This window comes from Flavobacterium niveum, assembly GCF_055231775.1.
Window position 1 is genome coordinate 261256 of record NZ_JBUYSX010000004.1, and the last position, 18081, is coordinate 279336.

The window sequence follows — 18081 nt, forward strand, 5'->3', positions numbered from 1 at the left end:
TTATATTATTGAAGCAGTATATTCGGCCAGTTTGGCAAGGTCTTCACCTTTCTCAAGGTCTATTTTATTCTGCTTTATAAAGTTCAGTATTTCATCGCTTTTGCCCGGTACCAGCTTAGAGAAGCTTTTCTTGCTTGAAAACGGTTGTGCCGGTGCATCGCCTATCTGCACATAAAACTCGTCACTATCCCTTTTGTAGGTAGCGGGTTTTTCGTTTCCATAGCCGTTATCAGGCTTAGAAGCGGCTTGTAGGTAAATATGCTCCCTCTTGTATATTTTTACTTTTGCGTTGTTACCCAAAAGCTGCATATAGCCAGATTCTTCAGTTTTGTCTTTTATGAAATTTACAAGTACATACTGTTCACCGGTAACAAAAGAAATGATGGTGCCCGGTTGCTTCGGTAATGATTTTACCTGTTGTTCCTGTGGGTAGCTAATCTCAAAATAATCAGAGTAAGCATTGTAGCGCAGCATTTGGTTGCTGGTGCTGTTATCGCCTATTTTGGCAGGCAGGAAGTTTTCGTTAATGTACATAGAGCCCTGTACGCTGGCAGCTGATTTACTGCCGGGTAGCATAATCTGTCCTCCGTTTCCGGTTATTGGTGACTGGTTGATTTGTGCATTAGCGCTAAGGGCAGTACCCAGTAAAACAGCAGCTAACAGGTAATTTAAATTTTTCATTTCTAATGGTGATAATAATAGCAAATAGTTTTAATGCGGCGAAAGTAAGGTTTTAACCCCTACATTTAAAATAATTTAACAAAAATAGTGCCGTTATAAAACGCTGCTGTTGCAAATTTATTGCAGGTTATCCTTTTTATTTTCAGGATATTTCACATTCAGTTCCTGGTGCGGCGGAAATTCTACGCCTGTTTGCTTTAATGCGGGTTTTACATTTTCGTAAAAATCAGATACGGCGCCACTAAAATTTTCCCTTTTTGTCCAGAAATAAACCGCTACAGTAACAGCTGTATCTGTAAGCGTCCTTACCTCAATAGCCGGTGCGGGCTGGGTAAGTACCCTTTGGTCATATTTAATTACAGAGAATATAATATCCTTAACCTTTTTAAGGTCGCTGCCATAGCCCATATTCAGGGTTATCTCTGCACGGCGTTCCGGTTCCTGCGAAAAGTTTTTAATGGTGTTGTTGCTCAGCGTGCCGTTTGGCAGGTACACCACCTGGTTGTTTGGAGTAATAAGCCGTGTGCTGAATATCTGTATGCTGCTTACCGTTCCGGCCTGCCCTTGGGCTTCTATATAGTCGCCTATGCGGAAAGGCTTGAACAGTATAATGAGTAATCCACCTGCAAAGTTAGAAAGCGACCCCTGTAGTGAAAGGCCTATTGCAAGTCCGGCTGCGGCTATGGCTGCGGCAAAAGTGGTGGTTTCTACCCCCAGCTGCTCTATGATTTGTATGAAAAGCAAGATGCGTAGTATCCACGTAAGCACATCAAGCAGGAACTTAAGCACGGTGGGGTCGTGGTCGGGCCTTTTGGTAACAATCCCGGTTATAAGCCTGCGAAGGAGTTTAATAACAATTATACCACCTATAAATATTAATATAGCTCCTATAATATTAGGCACATAGCTTATCAGCTTGCCGGTAAAATATTCTACGTAGTCGTCTATTTTTATCTGTTCGTTTTTCATTTTTCTATGATATTATTAATGCAGCCAGAGCCTTGTCAGCGGTATCGTCAGGCAAGTTACACGCCTTATTCCGGCAAACATAAAACATTAAATCATCTTTAACAAAGCGGTTTTGTAAAAAAGGGATTACACTTTCTTTGGTGGTTGCAGCCACCAGCACATGCGGCAGGTAGTGTGAATTAATTTCCTTTAGGGCATCCGAAGCACCTTTTCCACAAATGGCAAGCTCGTGGTTATCGGCGGCCAGGTCCAGCCAAAGATTTAGCCAGTTGCTGAATGCTGACGGGTAATCCATAGACGGGATGATGTTATATAACATTTGCAACGCCACTTTTTCATAATGAGCGTTATCAAACAGCAGGCTTAGTTTGTACAGCACATTTGCCATTACCGAGTTTGATGCCGGTATTACGTTGTCCTCGGTTTCATAGTGTGGTGCCACCAGTTCTGTATTGTCCCTTTCTGTAAACAGGAACGATTGCTTTTTTTCGTCGTAAAAATGTTCCAGTGCATAGTCGGCCAGTTGTTTGGCGTTGTACAGCCATTGCTCATCAAGCGTGCACTGGTACAGGCTGATAAAAGCATCGGCGGTATGGGCATAATCTTCAAGGAAACCTTTAATGCGAGATACGCCGTTTTTATGGGTACGCCATAGGTAACCGGCCTCGTACCAGAGGGTATTCGTTATAAACCGTGCGTTTTTCAGGGCTGCTTCCAGGTAGTGGCTTTCGGTTGTAGCTTTGTAGGCATCAGCATAACCTTTCAGCATTAGGGCATTCCATGAGGTAAGTATTTTGTCGTCCAGCCCCGGCTTGTGGCGTTTTTCACGTTCCGTATACAGTAACTGTTCCCAACTTTTTTTCTTTGTCGAAAGTTCTTCCGGGCTTATGCCAAAACCTTCAGCCAGTGTGTCAATCGGTTCGGTTTGTATCAGCACAAATTGCCCGTTCTCCCAGAACCCGAATTCATTTATATTAAAAACTTTTTCGAATAAAGTGTAATCATCGCTCAGTAATGTTTTGAGGTCTTCTTTTTCCCAGGTGTAAAAAGCGCCTTCTTCCTTGTGGCCGGTAAGGGTAAGGCTGTCGGCATCCCAGGCACTGTAAAAAGCGCCTTCAGCTGTGGTGAGTTCAGTGCTTACGTAGAAGTGTGTTTTCTCTATCACTTCTTTATACAATGGGTTTTTGGTGCGCTTATAAGCTTCTGCATACAGGCTCATGAGCTGACCGTTGTCGTACAGCATTTTTTCAAAATGCGGTACGTGCCAGTGCATGTCTACAGAATAGCGCGAAAACCCTCCGCCTACGGTATCAAACAATCCTCCCCATGCCATACGGGTAAGTGTGAGGTCGGTAAAATCCAGCAGTTCCTGTGTTTTGGTCTGGTAGCCGTAGCGTTGCAAAAACAGGTAGTTGTTTGGCATCATAAACTTTGGGGCACGGGCATAACCGCCAAAATCCCAGTCGAAACTGCGGCTCCATTTCTCCACCAATGGTTTTATATTGGCAGGGTTTTGTAAAGCACCTTCCTCATTCGGTGGCAGTATGGATAGCTGGTTGATGCCCTCAAGCAGTTTTGCGGCATATTCTTCCATTTTATCACGGCCGTGGGTGTACAGTTCCTGTAGCTGGTCTAACGCTTCCATCCACTGTTGTTTCCGGAAGTACGTACCGCCCCACACAGGCCTGCCGTCGGGGAGCAGTACTACATTCATGGGCCAGCCGCCCTGCCCGGTCATCAGTTGTACGGCCTTCATATAGGTGGCATCTACATCCGGGCGTTCCTCGCGGTCTACTTTTATCGAAATAAAGTGAGCGTTCATCAGTTCTGCCACTTCCTCGTCTTCAAAACTTTCGTGTTCCATAACATGGCACCAGTGGCATGCCGAATAGCCCACACTCAGCACCATAAGCCGGTCTTCTTTTTTGGCTTTTGCCAAAACTTCGGGTTTCCAGGCCTTCCAGTGTATGGGGTTGTTTGCGTGCTGTAAAAGGTAAGGGCTGGTTTCGGTATTAAGTTCGTTCATCTGTTGATTTTTTAGAGGAGCGTATAATGCTCAACGCTTAAGTAATTTACGATATTTAGCCCTTGCTGCTGCTGAAGGATATTTTCGCAAGGGAGTAAGGTTGTTAAATATCAATGCGATTATGAGTAAAATAAGGCTGCCCGAAAGTACCGGGGAAATTACATACATATAGCCAAGTTCCCTTATTTGAGGTGAAGCCGTGGCAGCAATGAGTGCGGTGGCTCCTCCGGGCGGATGCAGCGTTTTGGTAATTTGCATGGCTATTATTGATAGAGAAACCGCCAGTGGCGCAGCTATCCATAGAATATCTGGAAATAATTTTTGGACTGTAACACCGATTATTGCTGAAATGAGGTGTCCGCCTACAAGATTTCGGGGTTGTGCCAGAGGGCTTTCTATAACGCCATATACCAGAACACAAGAAGCGCCAAATGAGCCGATAAGAAATACAAGGTCGTTTTTGTTTAATTGCCCGTATTGTAGATAAGCAATGATGCCTAAGCCTATAAAAGAGCCGGTAAAAGCCCAAAAATGTTCGTTAGCGTTTACAAGAGTTTCTTTATAGAGGATGTAGCGGGTTTTTCGATATGTTCTCAGGGCGGTTTTACGTGGCATACTGTTTAAATTTCAGGAGTAAGTGTATGTTGCTATAATCAGGCCGGTATTGCATAAAGCAAATTTAAGGTACAACAAGGGGTTAACCAATAATAATTATATCAAAACACTGACCGGAAGAAATGCTAACGAAATAGCTGATAAAAGGTGTAAGATTTTGATGCTGTTTACGTGTTAAAACTCTTTTAAAGCGTTATTGCTTCTGGCTTTTTTGCTTAAATTTGAGTACACATCATCAACAAACACATCTTATGGAAAAATTAAAAAGGCCAACCTACGTAAAGCCAGGTGCTGACGATTTTTTCAAAAAATTGCACCGCGAAGTAGAAGAAACCGTACTGAATGACGACCGCTTACGCCGAAAGAATGTAAGAAAATCATTAGGATTGCTGGCTGCTTATTTTATCTTTTACGCCTGTATACTGTTTTTTGGCAACAACACACAGCTGCTTTACCTGTTCTACATTTTGTGCGGCTTCAGCATGATTATTTTGTTTATCAATGCTTTTCATGATGCCGTACACGGAGCCGTTTTTAAAAGCCCGAAGGCCAATGACCGCTTTACATGGATTTTAGAAGTTTTCGGCAGTAACCGCTGGCTCTGGATTACCCGCCACATTCGCCTGCACCACCCGTACCCGAACATACCCGACTGGGATGCAGATATTAAGCAAAGCGATATGGTGCGCATTTTCCCAAACAGCCCGCTGCTTGATTTCCACAGGTACCAGCATATTTATATGTGGTTTCTGTACCCGCTGTACAGCCTTAACTGGATTTTTATTCGTGATTTTAAAGATTTCTTTGGAACAAAGGATAACTATGTGAAACGTATAGTACAAATACCTAAGGTGGAATATTACAGGCTGTTTGCAACCAAGATAGCCAATGTTTTCTATATGGTTGTTGTGCCTATGCTGGTACTGAACCAGCAGTGGTATGTAGTACTTGGGGCGTGGTTTGCCATGCATATTTGCGGAAGCATGCTCGGGGTTATAGCGCTGATAAGTACCCACGTGGATGAAGAAGCGTATTTTCCGGCGGCACCAGACGACGGTAAAATGGAAACCACCTGGGCGGTACACCAAATGCTGGTAACCAAAGATTTCAGTACCGGAAGCCCGTTAGCCAACTTCCTGTACGGTGGGTTTACCCACCATGTAGCGCATCACTTGTTTCCGGGGGTGGGGCATACGTACTACCCATACATAACGCCGATTATTAAAAAGTATGCCGCCGAAAATGATATCCCCTATACCTCCTACCCGTTCCATGCGGCGGTGCGGTCTCATTTTAATTTGCTTAAAAACAATGGTGTTAAGCAGAGTATTATGAGTATGGGAGAGATATAGGTTGTTCTTTTTGACCAAAGCAAAAATGCGTCGGGAAATCCTAAGGTTTCCCGACGCATTTTTATTTAGCTTGTAATGGAAGTGAACAAACCGTTAGCTTTATTTAATGGTAAAGTTTAAGGTAGCCTTAAACACAAGGTTGTCATTTGCATTATCGTAGGCATAAGCACCATAGCGGTAGTATACGCCTGCGCCTAATCCCAGGTAGCCTATGTTCAGGTAATTTAGCTTCAGTATGTTGTCGGCTTGCAGGCCAGTTTCGCTAAACAATTTGTTTTTTACCTTATAATCTATAAAACCGTGTGCAGTCGGATTCCGCAAATCGCCTATACTGAAATTGTTGTGGATGCTTATCCACGGCTGAAAACTGCCTGACTTAAACAGCAGCCCGCCAAAATTGTGCGTGGTAAGCAGGTTTACATAGCGGTCGCTTAAAAACTCATAAGGCAGCATGGTCTGGAACTGGTTTTTTACCACAACCTGTATCTTTTTGTCGTACCCGCCCTCACCGGTAAACATAAGCCCGTAAGGAAGTGCACGGTCGGCATAACCTGCTTCCAGGCGGTAACTGGTTTGCCCCAGGTTTTTGGTGAAGAACGACTGCTCTGCTACGGCTTCTATTTTGTTATAATTGAAATCGCCACCCAGTACGTTTTCAAGTCCGTGTGCATAAGACAGGTACAGTATAGGGTACTGGGTAGGGGTAGCTACGTTTTGGTTAAACGAGTTGATTATTTTTTCGCCATAGGCAAATCGCAAGTTTACTGCCACTTCGGTATTGTTGTACGATGTATATTGCTTTCCGTCGGTATCGGTAAAAAGGTAATCGTACATGGGCGTGGTATGCGAATGCGTAAAGCCTGCATTCCACTTAATGTAACGGTAGATACGCGACCCGAATAAAAAACGCTCTTCCTGCACACGGTCCATTTGGTACGCCATGTACGACCTCAGGTTAAGGCGCGTTGGCTGCGCAAAACCATAATTATATTCGCCCACTTCGGTAAGGTTGTCCTGGTAGCGACCACTTATGGTAAACTCGTGCCTTTTGTCTATGGTATAAATGGCTTCGCCGCCATATTTCCACTTGCCATCTTTGTTGCCATATCCAAAGAATCCGCCCAAAGACAGCTTGGGGAACAGCTTTTCATTAGTATATGCGCCCAAACCAAAACGGAATCCTTCATAGCGGTTATACACCAGTGTTTTACCAATGTCCAGGTCGAACTTGCCAATCGGGATGCGGTTTTTGGCCATTTTTTCTATGAATGACAGGTATTTGTCAAAGTTGTGTTTTTCGCCCAGGCTGTCCAGTACTTTGTAGGTGTTGGTTTCGGCGAGGTTCAGTTTTTCACGGCGCTGCCCCTGCCAAAACAGGCTGTCTTTCTTTGCGGCATTTTCATCAATCCATACCGATTCCATACTGAAATCTTTTTTGCGCAGTTGCGGGTTTATCACCACGTTGTCTATATAGCCGCGCCCTTCGGCTATCATACCGGTTTTAGGGTTGGGATAGTCGTTCAGTATCAGGGCATAGTTCAGCTGTTCCGGAAACCAGTAACCGTTTATATTGGTGTACTGCTGTTGTATGCGCAAATCCATTTTCCCCTTTTCGAAAGGCGTGGCGGTAACCTGTTGTGCGGCATATTTATTAGTATTAATGTACAGTAGACCGGTAAGCGATTCAAAGTTTTTATGCGGACGCGGTTTGTATGAAATCACGTATACAGTGTCCTTTCCCTGATAGAGTGTGTCCTGCAATGTAAAGCGGTATTTACTGATACTGCCCTTGCTTATGGGGTTGAGGTAGTTTATGTTGAGGAAATTAATATTGTCTTTGTAGAAAGAAAATGGCTGTAAATCGGTAGCAGTAGTAGCAAACGATGGGTTTTTAAACCCGGAAACCTTAGTAGCTATGATTTTCTCTTCGGTGCGGTTTGGTTTCATGTATTTGCGTTCCGTAACTGATTCCATCATGAAAAAATGCCCGCCCTTAAAGAATTTCTTTATTTTAAGACTATCAGTAGCATTGTTGTTCCTGAAGTCGTAAGAAACCTTATTATAAGAGTTGCAGGTGTAAGCAGTAAGGTTGTCGGGGTCATTCAGTTCTTTGTTGGCTATTACCTTACGCATAATGCGTTCAGCAGGATTATCTCCGGGGCTTATTACTAATTCCTGTAGCTGGTTTTGGGCAAATTGCAGTGAAATAGCAAGGTTGCGGGAGTTAGATGCTGATATAGATACCGTTTCGGGAGTGTAGCCTACATAGCTGCAGGTAGCGGTGGTAAGGTTTTCGGCGGCGCTGAAGCTGAACTTGCCATCGATATCTGCTATTACAGAGAGGTTGTTTTTTCCGTTAAAGACCAGGCTGGCAAAGGCGAGAGGTTGTTTTGTTTCACGGTCGGTAATAGTCCCTTTAACTGTGTTTTGTGCAAAAGCAACTGCGCAACACAGCAAGGCGCAGCAATAGTAAGTGATTTGTTTCATTGGTTTATGATGATGTACTGTAAAAATGAGAAAAAAAACGATTTATTGTGCAGTGCATCATTTCTCTTTAAGAAAAAATGAAGCTGTAAACCTGCGGCTGGTGTATGTTTCTGCAAATTCACAATTCTTAGCGTTTTTTTTATAATAGCAGCCTTGGTGCTTAAAGGTACTTTTGGATTACCACTAATGTTTAAAAAAGCTGTAATATGAAAAGAAGATTATTCACCCTGGTACTCATGGCTGTTGCATGGGCCGGGCACGCACAATTGCAAAACCTGGACTTTGAAATATGGGATAACCCTATAACAGAAAATCAGGTGCAGAACCGCCCTACAGGATGGTGGTGGGGCAGTGGTGTACTTACGGAGCCACAAGGCAATTTTATTTACCCGCCCGAAACACCTGCCCAAAATAATAACTATGCGCTGAAGCTTAGCGTGTGGTATACGTATGTGAAAGATATGGCTATACAAAGTGCCTATATAGACTCGCGGCCCGAGTCGCTTAGCGGATATTATAAATACACTGATAATGTGCTGACCGATGGTTCGGAACTTGTAACCGATACTGCGCAGGTAAGTATTTACCTTACCAAATGGGATTTATTCCTTGGCCAGGCCGATACTATTGGCTCCGGGGTTATAAACCTGAATGCCGCTGCCGATTATACCCAGTTTGTAGTACCGATAACCTATTATAGCGATGAAATACCCGATACCGTTAAGGTGATACTCGACCCGTCTATGGTAAAGCGTTATGAAGATGCTCCTTATTTTGCCCCTGATATGGGCTACTCATCTTATTTTACGGTAGACAACCTTTCGCTTAATGAGGCTTCGCTGGCAACTGATAAGCCTGTGGCAAGTACCATGAAAGTATATCCTAACCCGGTAAAAGATGCCGTGAATATCTCGGGCTTTTCGGGTGAAGTATCAGTGTTTGATGTTTCGGGTAAAAAGATGGCAACGGGCAGTAACAGGCTTCCCGGTATATTGTTACCGCTGGGGCATTTGGCAAGCGGTATCTATTATTTACAATTAAACGACGGAGCCAAAACAGAGTGGCGTAAAATCGTTAAACAATAGTAATTTTCCTTAAATAGTTTTCTCCAAAAACGACCAAAGCCCGCGGCGCAAAGCGGGCTTTGTGTTTTTATGTAGAATATTTATCTATAGCTCAGATACAATTTTGCTGGCGCTGCGGTATAAAAAAGTACCGTGTATGTTCCTGCGGGCAAAACGTGCCGGTGAGTCGGCATTGATCATTTTAATGTACGTAGCCTTAGGTACACCGAAATACTCATAGCTGGCACCGTCGGCAAAGTTGATGTACAGCACACTGTTATCGAAATAAAACTCGTGTATGGCCTGTGTAGTCGTAGTGGCTATGTATTCGGCTTTAGTCTTTTCAAGGGTTTCAGGTGCTATACTTACTAAAAAGTGGTATGCCTCAATTATAGCGGTACTCCTTTCTTCTGCAGCCAGCCTTTCAGCATCATCGGCTATCGTATCCGGATGATGGTCTTTCATGCTGTTACGGTAAATAGTCTTTAGCTCCTTTAGTGTTGCTGTTTTTGTAACGTCGAGCAATTTACGGTACTCAACAATCTTCTTCATATTCATAATGCTGTGTTTTTTATTCGGGGTACTTTAAAACGGCTGCAAAGGTAATGGTAAATAATTAATACCCAAATCGTTTGCTAAAAGCTTCGCGATATTTAACGCGGGCTTAATTTATTGTGTTTATTAGTAATACAAAAAAAACCGCCTCATGTTGTGAGACGGCTTCTTTGTGGTACCTCCAGGAATCGAACCAGGGACACATGGATTTTCAGTCCATTGCTCTACCAACTGAGCTAAGGTACCTTATAAGGTAATTTTCGGAATGTCTAAAATAAAAACCCCTGAGTGCTCAGGGGCTCTTTAAGTGGTACCTCCAGGAATCGAACCAGGGACACATGGATTTTCAGTCCATTGCTCTACCAACTGAGCTAAGGTACCATTCTTATTTGCCTGCAAATTCACAGTTTTGCGTAAAGCATACAGCGAACTTGTTTGCGGGTGCAAATATATACCCATTTTTAGATTATGCAAAGCAAAAAATAAAAAAAATCAATTGTTATCTTTGTCCCGTCAAAAAAATAAGGATGCTTTTAGCAATAGATATAGGGAATACAAAAATTAAAGCCGCTGTTTTTGAGGAAACTGCACTGCTGGGGCGTTTCTCATTTGCCGAAGATGAGGCCCCAAAAATACTGGAAGAAATTTTCAGTAGCTACCCTCTTATCAGCCATTCTGTTCTTTCTACGGTAGGGAAAGAGCAGCACAGCCTGTTAACCCTGCTAAAAAAGCGTACTGCCATAACCGAAATAAACCGCGATGTAGCCTTTCCGTTTGTAAATAAATATGCCACGCCACACACGCTGGGTGTAGACCGTATGGTGCTGGCAGCGGGGGCGGTGCTTCAGCACCCAGGGCACAACCTGCTGGTTATAGATGCCGGTACCTGTGTAACCTATGATTTTATTACAGCTGCGGGCGAATACCTGGGTGGTGCTATTTCACCGGGGCTGCAATTAAGATACAACGCCATGCACACTTTTACGGCAAAACTTCCGTTGTTATATCCGGAAATGCCCGAAAGCCATGTGGGAAATACTACCAATACCAGCCTGCACGCCGGTGCGGTATACGGCCTGCTGTTTGAAATTGAGGGGTTTATAGGTGCTTATGAGGGGCAATATCAGCAGCTGACGGTAATATTAACGGGTGGCGATGCTGATTTTTTGGCTAAAAGATTAAAAAGCACCATATTTGCCAATTCAAATTTCCTTTTGGAAAGCCTGAACAATTTATACATATACATAAACCACAAATGATAAAAAAACTTGTAGCCGGACTTTGCCTTTTATGTGCCACAGCAGCGTTTTCGCAGGAAAATAATGCTTCGCCGTATTCTTTTTACGGTATAGGCGATACAAAATTTAAAAGCACGGCCGAAAATAAAAGCATGGGCGGTATAGGTAGTATTACAGACAGTATACACATAAACCTGCAAAACCCGGCCAGCTATTCGCACCTTAAGTTTACTACATTTACCGTTGCAGCCACACAATCCAGCACCAAGCTGGCTACAGATACGCAAAGCGGCACGGCGGGCCGTAATACGCTTGATTATATAGCGCTGGCTTTTCCGTTTAAGAAAATAGGTTTTGCGTTTGGCCTTATGCCTTACACTGCTGTGGGGTACCGTATACAAAATACTCAGACTGACCCCGAAACAGGGCTTAACTTCCAAAGGAAGTTTGACGGTAGTGGCGGGCTTAACCGTACGTTTGGCGGATTGTCATATAAAATCACCAATAACTTCTCTGTAGGTGCCGAGTTTAATTATTACTTCGGTAAAATACAAACCCAGTCTATAGTAGATATACCAGATACAGATCCTGCTAATGGTAACAATGATGAGGCGCTGCAATACCGTACCAAAGAATCTAACAACAGTGATTACAGTGCTGTGGCATTTAACTTCGGTGCGTATTACCAAACGCTTATCAATAAAAAATATACCTGGACTGCCAGTGCCACCTTTACGCCTGAAGCTACGCTTAGTGGTGAAACAAGCCGAACCATTGCCATAATTCCGGCTGGCTCTACAGATAATGAAACGCCTATAGACAGCGATACATTTACTGTGAACTCTAATGACAACAAAATGCCTATGAAAATAGCTGCGGGTAGCGGCTTTGGTATCGTGCGAAAATGGTTTGCCGGTTTTGAATATACGTATACGGGCAGTAATGTGCTGGGTAACCGCTTTGACGGTATTACCAATGTTGCGTTTGAAAACGGACACCGTTTTGGTGTGGGTGGGTACTACATTCCTAAATTTTACTCGTTTACCAGCTACCTGGCCAGGGTAACGTACCGTGCCGGCCTTCGATATGAAAAAACAGGCTTGATTGTGAATGGGGAAAATATTAATGATTACGCATTAACCTTTGGTGTAGGCTTGCCTGTGGGCGGTGTAGGTGGCAGTAATGTTAACATCGGTACCGAAATAGGTAAAAGGGGTACTAAAAGTGCGGGCCTTATACAGGAGAACTACTTTAATGTGTACATTAGCCTTTCGCTAAACGACCGCTGGTTTGTGAAGCGTAAGTTTGACTAAAACCATAAAAAATCTGCGCTATGAAAATATACGGTAAAGCATTCCTGGTTTCGGCATTGTTTGCGGTGTCCTTTGCTTCGGCACAGGGGGCAAAGTGCGAGCCTGCCTACAAGCTATTTAAAGAAACGGTTTTTAAGGGCGACCTGAAACAGGCGTCGTCCCAGCTGGATGACCTTACCAAGGAATGTGCTGCCTATACCGAAGGGGTATACATCCTGGGTGATAAGGTAGTGTTGTATCGTGTTGAAGTTGCGCGCACTCCTGAAGACCGTAAAAAAGCGGTTGAAGGTGCACTTGATTTTTATGCCGCCCAGCAAAAGAATTTCCCTGCAGGTGATGCCATGGTAAGGAAAGCATTGTTGCTGAATACTAATGGCGGTGCCAATGCAGAAGAATTATATAAAATGCTGGATCAGGTGTTTACTACGCACCCGGAAGCATTTACTGATTATAATGCCTTTGAACTGTATTTTAAGTATGTGCATGAAAGGTATCAGGGGAAGAAAGATTCTTTTGAAGCCTTCCTGAAAAAGTATAGCGATATATCTTCCCGTATTACTGCGGTACATGATGATATTGCCCATAAAAGACAGGCCATCCAGGCCATCCAGGCTAAACAGGCCAACAGCGAAGAACTTACTGTTGACGAAAAAATATTCCTTGCGGATACTAAAGTGAGCGAAAGTGCACTTGAGGCGGTATCTGACAATATATCTAAGCAGGGTGCTGCGCTTTTTAACTGCGAAAAGCTTGAGGAATACTACACCCCGCAATACGAGAAAAACAAAGAGTCATTATCATGGCTACAGGGTATGGCTAACACGCTAAAAGCCTGCAAATGCTACAAGAGCCAGCTGTTGCTTAATGCTTCTACTGCATTGCACAAACAGCGCCCTACCTACCAGTCGGCTTATGACCTGGCGTACTTATTGCAAAAGAAAGGCGACAGTAAACAAGCGCTGATATACTACGCTGAGGCTGCTGAAAAACAACCTAACGCTTTGAAAAAGGCGGAACTTTATATGACTGTTGCCGGTTTGTATCGCAATTTTGATAAGGCCAAGGCTAAAGAATATGCGCTTAAGGCTGCGGCTGCAAATGCCAAAACCGGTAAGCCGTACCTGTTTATTGCTGAGCTGTACACTACTGTTACAGCTAAAGATTGCGACCTGACTGATTTTGACCGTAAGGCGTTGGTATGGGCAGCAATCAATATGCTGAAAAAAGCAGAAGTTGCCGAACCTAAGTTTAAGGAAACCGTGGCCACGCTGGAGCAGGAGTATAGTAAAAACATCCCAACGAAGAAAGAAGCTAAGGCTGCTAAGAAATCTAAAGGTGATGTGATAACCTACGGCTGCTGGATAAACGAAAGTGTAACCCTGCCTAAGCTTAAATAATGCGGAAAATCGGCGTACTACTTTTTTTATGCGTAGCCCTGCTGCCGGTGCTGTTGTCTTGCGAAAGTAATTTTCGTGAGGTGCAGCGCATCAATAGCGTGGGTTTTAATCCGGTAGGCGAGTCGGAGAATATCGACCTGAAGTATACTGATTCGGGTAAAGTGAAGTCGATACTGGTTAGCCCGCTGATGCGTGATTATACCAATCTTGAATACGGTTTTAACGAATTTCCGAAAGGGGTGCATCTTACACTTTTTGATACCCAAGGCAAAAAAACTTTTGTAGACGGAGACTATGCTATAGTGTATGAAGATACCGATGTAATAGACCTGCAGGGCCACGTGCATATTTATACCGAAGACGGCAAGGAACTCACTACAGAGCAATTATACTACGACCAGAAGAACGAGTGGTTTTACACTGAAAAATTCTTTAAATTTACCGATGTAAACGGAAGCTTCCTGCAAGGGCCGGGGATAGATTTCAGCCGCGATTTTAAAGTAATGAATACCCAGCGCAGCCAGGGTTCTATAAACGAAGTGAAATAAAAATGGCATATTTTAAATACATACCGTACGTGTTTTTGCTGATAGCAGCAATGTTTGTTGTAGACGGTATTATGCGTTATAACGATGGGGGCGACGGCCTTCCACAGCTACTGCTGGCCGGTGCAGGTGTAGCTTTTTTCTTCATCAGGAGAAAATCCTACAGCAGGTATAACAACTCCGGTAAGTAATCCTTATGGAGGCGGTTATAATCATAGGGTGCCTCTTGCTTTCAGCCTTCTTTTCGGGTATGGAAACGGCTTATGTGTCGGCCAATAAAGTATATCTCAGCGTAGAAAGCCGCCAGTCTTCGGTGCTTTCTCGCATCCTTACCCGCCTTACCGAAAATCCCATCCAGTTTATCACTTCCATGCTCGTGGGTAACAGCATAGCACTTGTTGTTTATGGTTACCATGCGGGGCAGGTACTCATGAAACTCCTGAACCCGTGGCTTTACGGTGTCAGTGGTTTTTGGCAAACCGTGCTTTTTGTTGCTATAGCTACAATGGTGATATTGCTCACAGCTGATTTTCTTCCTAAAGTTTTCTTCCAGGTGTATGCTAACAGGCTTATAAAGGTGCTGGCATTCCCGGCGTATGCTTTTTATATGTTGTTTTCCGGGGTTACGCGTGTGCTGATTCCTGTGGCCGATTTTATCCTTGTACGCCTGCTTGGCTCGAAAGGTGATATCCATAAAGCATATTTTACCAAAGGGGAGTTGGGTGCTTACCTGAACCAGCAACTTACCACCACGGAACAGCAGGAGGAAGTGGACAGCGAAATAGAAATCTTTAAAAACGCACTCGAATTTACATCACGCCGCGTAAAAGATATTATGACCCCGCGTACCGCTATAGCAGGAGTAGAACTGAATAGCAGTGTGGAAGGATTGCGCCAGCTGTTTATAGACACGGGCTACAGTAAAATAGTGGTGTACGGTAATACGGTAGATAACGTGCTTGGGTACGTGCATTCGTTTGCGCTGTTCAGGAGGCCCGCTACCGTGGCTGAGGTTATGGTGCCTATAGTACGAACGCATGGCGCTATTTATATAAAAGAACTTATCAATATACTCACACGCAGGCGCCGCAGCATGGCGGTGGTGTTAGATGAACATGGCGGTACTATGGGTATAGTAACGGTAGAAGATATTGTTGAAGAACTGTTTGGTGAAATAGAAGACGAACACGACATGGATGAGCCTGTTGTAAAACAGGTGCTTTCGCCGGGTGTGTGGTTGTTCTCTGCCCGTGTTGAGGTGGCTGAGCTGAATAATGAGTTCGGGTTGGGGCTGCCTGCAGGCGAAACGTACAGTTCGCTGGGTGGTTTGATGGTATATTTCGCGGGTAATATCCCCCAAAAAGGCGCTGTAGTAAGCGCGGCGGGCTATGTGTTTACGGTACAGGAAGCTTCGGGCCAGAAAGTGGAATTAATAAAGGTGGAACGACAGCAATTAAAATAAAAAATAAAAGCCTCAAAAAAATAGCCCACTATTTTTATTATTAAACAGATAATTGTATTTTCGCCCACTGAATTAAAAAAATATATTTATAAAATGGCGGTTTTATCTAAAATCAGAGAGCGTTCTATACTACTGATCGGTATTATCGGGTTCTGCCTTCTTGCATTTGTTATTGGCGACGTTGTTAAAAGTGGCAACTTCAGCACTAGTAAATACGTAGGAAGCGTAAACGGAACGGATATACCTTATCTTGAGTTTAATAAAAAAGTTGCAAACATGCAGCAGCGCCAGCCGGGTGCTACCTATGGCCAAACTGCCAACTACATCTGGAACCTGGAGGTGAACAAGGTGCTTTTTGCTGACCTTTGTGAAAAAGCAGGCATCCGTGTGGGTAAAGACCACGTGCTTGAAATCTATGCGCAAAGCGTAGGTAACGACCCGAGGTTTATGAATGCTGCCGGTAAATTTGATAAAGCCAAATTCAACGAATTCCTTGTTGGGTTAAAAACTTCTAACCCTACGCAGTATCAAATGATAGAGAGCGAAAGGCCGGAGATAGAAGCTTCTGCTAAAACGCAACTTTATGTTACTGCGCTTAAAGCCGGTTTCTTTACTACAAATTTAGAAGCTAAGCAAAAATATGCACAGGAAAGCGACAAGGCTAACTTTGACTATGTATACGTTCCGTATAGCACTGTAAACGATGAAGACCCTAAAGTAAAAGTTACTGACCAGGAGCTTATCGACTACATGAAAAAGAACGAAAAGAAATATAAAGCTGAGGCATCTCGCGACCTTGAGGTTGTTTTCCTTGATAACAAACCTTCTGCTGCTGACGAAGCTGAGGTGAAGAAAACTATTGAAGGCTTCCTTCAGCCACAGGTAAAACTTGTAGGTAGTACTACAGATACTATCCCAAGCTTTGCTACAATGCCTGCAAGTGAAGTTGAGGAGTTTGTAAACCTTAACTCAGAGATAAAATACGATACTACCTATTATACCAAAGCCCAGCTTCCGGTAGAATTTGCACAGCAAATTTCTGCCCTTGCCCCGGGTCAGGTATTTGGTCCGTACAACAACAACGGCCAGTACACCATTACAAGGATGATGGCTAAAAAACCGGGTGCCAGTACTAAGGTGGCTCACGTACTTGTAGCGTACAAAGGTGCTATGAGGGCTACTGTAACAAGGACAGAAGAAGAAGCTAAGAAGCTTGCTGAAGGTTACCTTGCTCAGGTAAATGCTAACCCAGAGGCTATCAACCTGCTTGCCAGGACTAATTCTGATGACCCGGGTGCAGTACAAAACGGTGGTGTATATGATGTAACACCGGAAGGTGGCTGGGCACAGGAATTTAAAGATTTTGCTGTTGCAAGCCCTAAAGGTAAAACCGGCATCGTGAAAACTGACTTCGGTTTCCACGTAATGAGGGTTCTTGATAAAGAAGACGGTGTGCGTATTGCAAGCATTGCGCAGAAAATACTTCCAAGCGAGGCTACTATCGATGCTAACTTCCAGAAAGCTTCTAAGCTTGAAATGGAAGCAAGGGATTCTAAGAAGCCGCTTAAAGACCTTGCTAAAGCTGCAGGCCTTACAGTGCTCCCTGCTAACCACGTTGGTGCTACAGATGAGAACATCCCGGGTGTAGGTCCTGAGCGCGAAGTAGTGCGTTGGGCATACAGTGACGATACTAAAATAGGCGACGTTAAGAAGTTTGATACTTCTAAAGGAAGTGTAATCGTTTCGCTAAAAGCCATAAACGAAAAAGGTGTGCTGCCGATTGAAGAAGCTAAAGCAAGCGTACTGCCTATCGTTCGTAACGAGAAGAAAGCAAAAATAATCAGGGAGAAAATGAAAGGCAATACTCTTGAGGCTGTAGCCCAGAGTGCAGGTGCCAGCGTAGCTTCAGCTACCGGTGTTACCTTTGCAAGCCCTATGATCCTTGGTATAGGCCCTGAGATTAAAGTGGTAGGTAAAGCCTTTGGCCTTGCTGCCGGAAAAACTTCTCAGCTTATCGACGGCCAAAGCGGTGTGTTTATCATCCGTACTAAAAATGTTGAAAAAGCACCTGCGCTTCCAAGCGATGCTGCTATAGTAAACAGGCTGAACAGCCAGGGTAGGGGCGGCTTAGACGGTAGGCTTGCACAGGCTCTTAAAGACAAAGCCGAAATTGAAGACAACAGGGCTAAATTCTATTAATAGATTTTTCCTTAAGTATACAAACAGTCCCGCCAATAGCGGGACTGTTTTTTTTTATACCCTGTAGAGACGTTTTATTGCAACGTCTCGCTTGTTGAGGTCTTTCCTTAATAAGTATTGATGAGTAATATGATGTGGCTGGTGAAATGCCGCCTTTTTTATGTGTGCAAACAAAAAC

The 18081-nt window shown here is 43.8% G+C and carries 15 protein-coding genes and 2 tRNA genes; 9 read left to right on the plus strand and 8 right to left on the minus strand.

The window, feature by feature from the left end; translation table 11 throughout:
* From ACZIX4_RS11860 to ACZIX4_RS11875, 4 genes are all read right to left on the minus strand, one after another.
* Window positions 1-681 (minus strand): hypothetical protein, encoded by a 681-nt coding sequence (locus ACZIX4_RS11860; protein WP_463335851.1) that lies wholly within the window; start codon window positions 679-681, stop codon window positions 1-3.
* A 117-nt stretch (window positions 682-798) separates the two neighbouring features.
* On the minus strand, window positions 799-1650 hold the full coding sequence (locus ACZIX4_RS11865; protein ID WP_463335852.1) for a mechanosensitive ion channel family protein: 852 nt from the start codon (window positions 1648-1650) through the stop codon (window positions 799-801).
* Between the two features lie 4 nt (window positions 1651-1654).
* Window positions 1655-3676, minus strand: a complete 2022-nt coding sequence (locus tag ACZIX4_RS11870) for a thioredoxin domain-containing protein (protein ID WP_463335853.1) — start codon at window positions 3674-3676, stop codon at window positions 1655-1657.
* A gap of 30 nt (window positions 3677-3706) precedes the next feature.
* Window positions 3707-4291, minus strand: coding sequence for an HPP family protein (locus ACZIX4_RS11875; RefSeq protein ID WP_463335854.1), 585 nt, complete (start codon window positions 4289-4291; stop codon window positions 3707-3709).
* 251 nt (window positions 4292-4542) lie between these two features.
* Between ACZIX4_RS11875 and ACZIX4_RS11880 the strand changes: the two genes are divergently transcribed.
* Window positions 4543-5643 carry a fatty acid desaturase family protein gene (locus tag ACZIX4_RS11880; protein WP_463335855.1) on the plus strand — a complete coding sequence of 367 codons (1101 nt, stop codon included), beginning with the start codon at window positions 4543-4545 and terminating at the stop codon, window positions 5641-5643.
* 99 nt (window positions 5644-5742) lie between these two features.
* On the opposite strand, the gene ACZIX4_RS11885 is transcribed toward ACZIX4_RS11880, so the two are convergent.
* The gene (locus ACZIX4_RS11885) at window positions 5743-8130 is read right to left on the minus strand and encodes a DUF5686 and carboxypeptidase-like regulatory domain-containing protein (RefSeq protein ID WP_463335856.1); all 2388 of its coding nucleotides are present in this window, start codon (window positions 8128-8130) and stop codon (window positions 5743-5745) included.
* 206 nt (window positions 8131-8336) lie between these two features.
* Between ACZIX4_RS11885 and ACZIX4_RS11890 the strand changes: the two genes are divergently transcribed.
* Window positions 8337-9215 carry a T9SS type A sorting domain-containing protein gene (locus ACZIX4_RS11890; protein ID WP_463335857.1) on the plus strand — a complete coding sequence of 293 codons (879 nt, stop codon included), beginning with the start codon at window positions 8337-8339 and terminating at the stop codon, window positions 9213-9215.
* A gap of 84 nt (window positions 9216-9299) precedes the next feature.
* Here ACZIX4_RS11890 and ACZIX4_RS11895 read toward each other — a convergent pair whose 3' ends face one another.
* The 3 genes from ACZIX4_RS11895 to ACZIX4_RS11905 all read right to left on the minus strand — a co-directional run bounded on the left by ACZIX4_RS11895 (window position 9300) and on the right by ACZIX4_RS11905 (window position 10130).
* Window positions 9300-9746, minus strand: a complete 447-nt coding sequence (locus ACZIX4_RS11895; protein WP_463335858.1) for a KTSC domain-containing protein — start codon at window positions 9744-9746, stop codon at window positions 9300-9302.
* A gap of 176 nt (window positions 9747-9922) precedes the next feature.
* Window positions 9923-9995 (minus strand) — tRNA-Phe (locus tag ACZIX4_RS11900).
* A 62-nt stretch (window positions 9996-10057) separates the two neighbouring features.
* Window positions 10058-10130: transfer RNA gene (locus ACZIX4_RS11905), tRNA-Phe, on the minus strand.
* A 146-nt stretch (window positions 10131-10276) separates the two neighbouring features.
* On the opposite strand from ACZIX4_RS11905, the gene ACZIX4_RS11910 reads away from it, so the two are divergent.
* From ACZIX4_RS11910 to ACZIX4_RS11940, 7 genes are all read left to right on the plus strand, one after another.
* Complete coding sequence (locus tag ACZIX4_RS11910; RefSeq protein ID WP_463335859.1) at window positions 10277-11008, plus strand: type III pantothenate kinase; 732 nt, start codon at window positions 10277-10279, stop codon at window positions 11006-11008.
* A complete protein-coding gene (locus ACZIX4_RS11915) occupies window positions 11005-12300 on the plus strand; it encodes a hypothetical protein (RefSeq protein WP_463335860.1) in 1296 nt (431 codons plus the stop codon). The genes ACZIX4_RS11910 and ACZIX4_RS11915 overlap by 4 nt, the downstream gene beginning before the upstream one ends.
* Before the next feature lie 20 nt (window positions 12301-12320).
* Window positions 12321-13697 (plus strand): hypothetical protein, encoded by a 1377-nt coding sequence (locus ACZIX4_RS11920; protein ID WP_463335861.1) that lies wholly within the window; start codon window positions 12321-12323, stop codon window positions 13695-13697.
* Window positions 13697-14245, plus strand: coding sequence for an LPS export ABC transporter periplasmic protein LptC (lptC, locus tag ACZIX4_RS11925; protein ID WP_463335862.1), 549 nt, complete (start codon window positions 13697-13699; stop codon window positions 14243-14245). Before ACZIX4_RS11920 ends, lptC begins: the two co-directional genes overlap by 1 nt.
* A 2-nt stretch (window positions 14246-14247) precedes the next feature.
* Entirely contained in the window at window positions 14248-14433 is a 186-nt protein-coding gene (locus ACZIX4_RS11930; protein ID WP_463335863.1) for a hypothetical protein, read from the plus strand.
* 5 nt (window positions 14434-14438) lie between these two features.
* Window positions 14439-15704 (plus strand): hemolysin family protein, encoded by a 1266-nt coding sequence (locus ACZIX4_RS11935; RefSeq protein ID WP_463335864.1) that lies wholly within the window; start codon window positions 14439-14441, stop codon window positions 15702-15704.
* Window positions 15705-15797: 93 nt separating this feature from the next.
* Window positions 15798-17903 carry a peptidylprolyl isomerase gene (locus tag ACZIX4_RS11940; RefSeq protein WP_463335865.1) on the plus strand — a complete coding sequence of 702 codons (2106 nt, stop codon included), beginning with the start codon at window positions 15798-15800 and terminating at the stop codon, window positions 17901-17903.
* Window positions 17904-18081 lie beyond the last annotated feature (178 nt).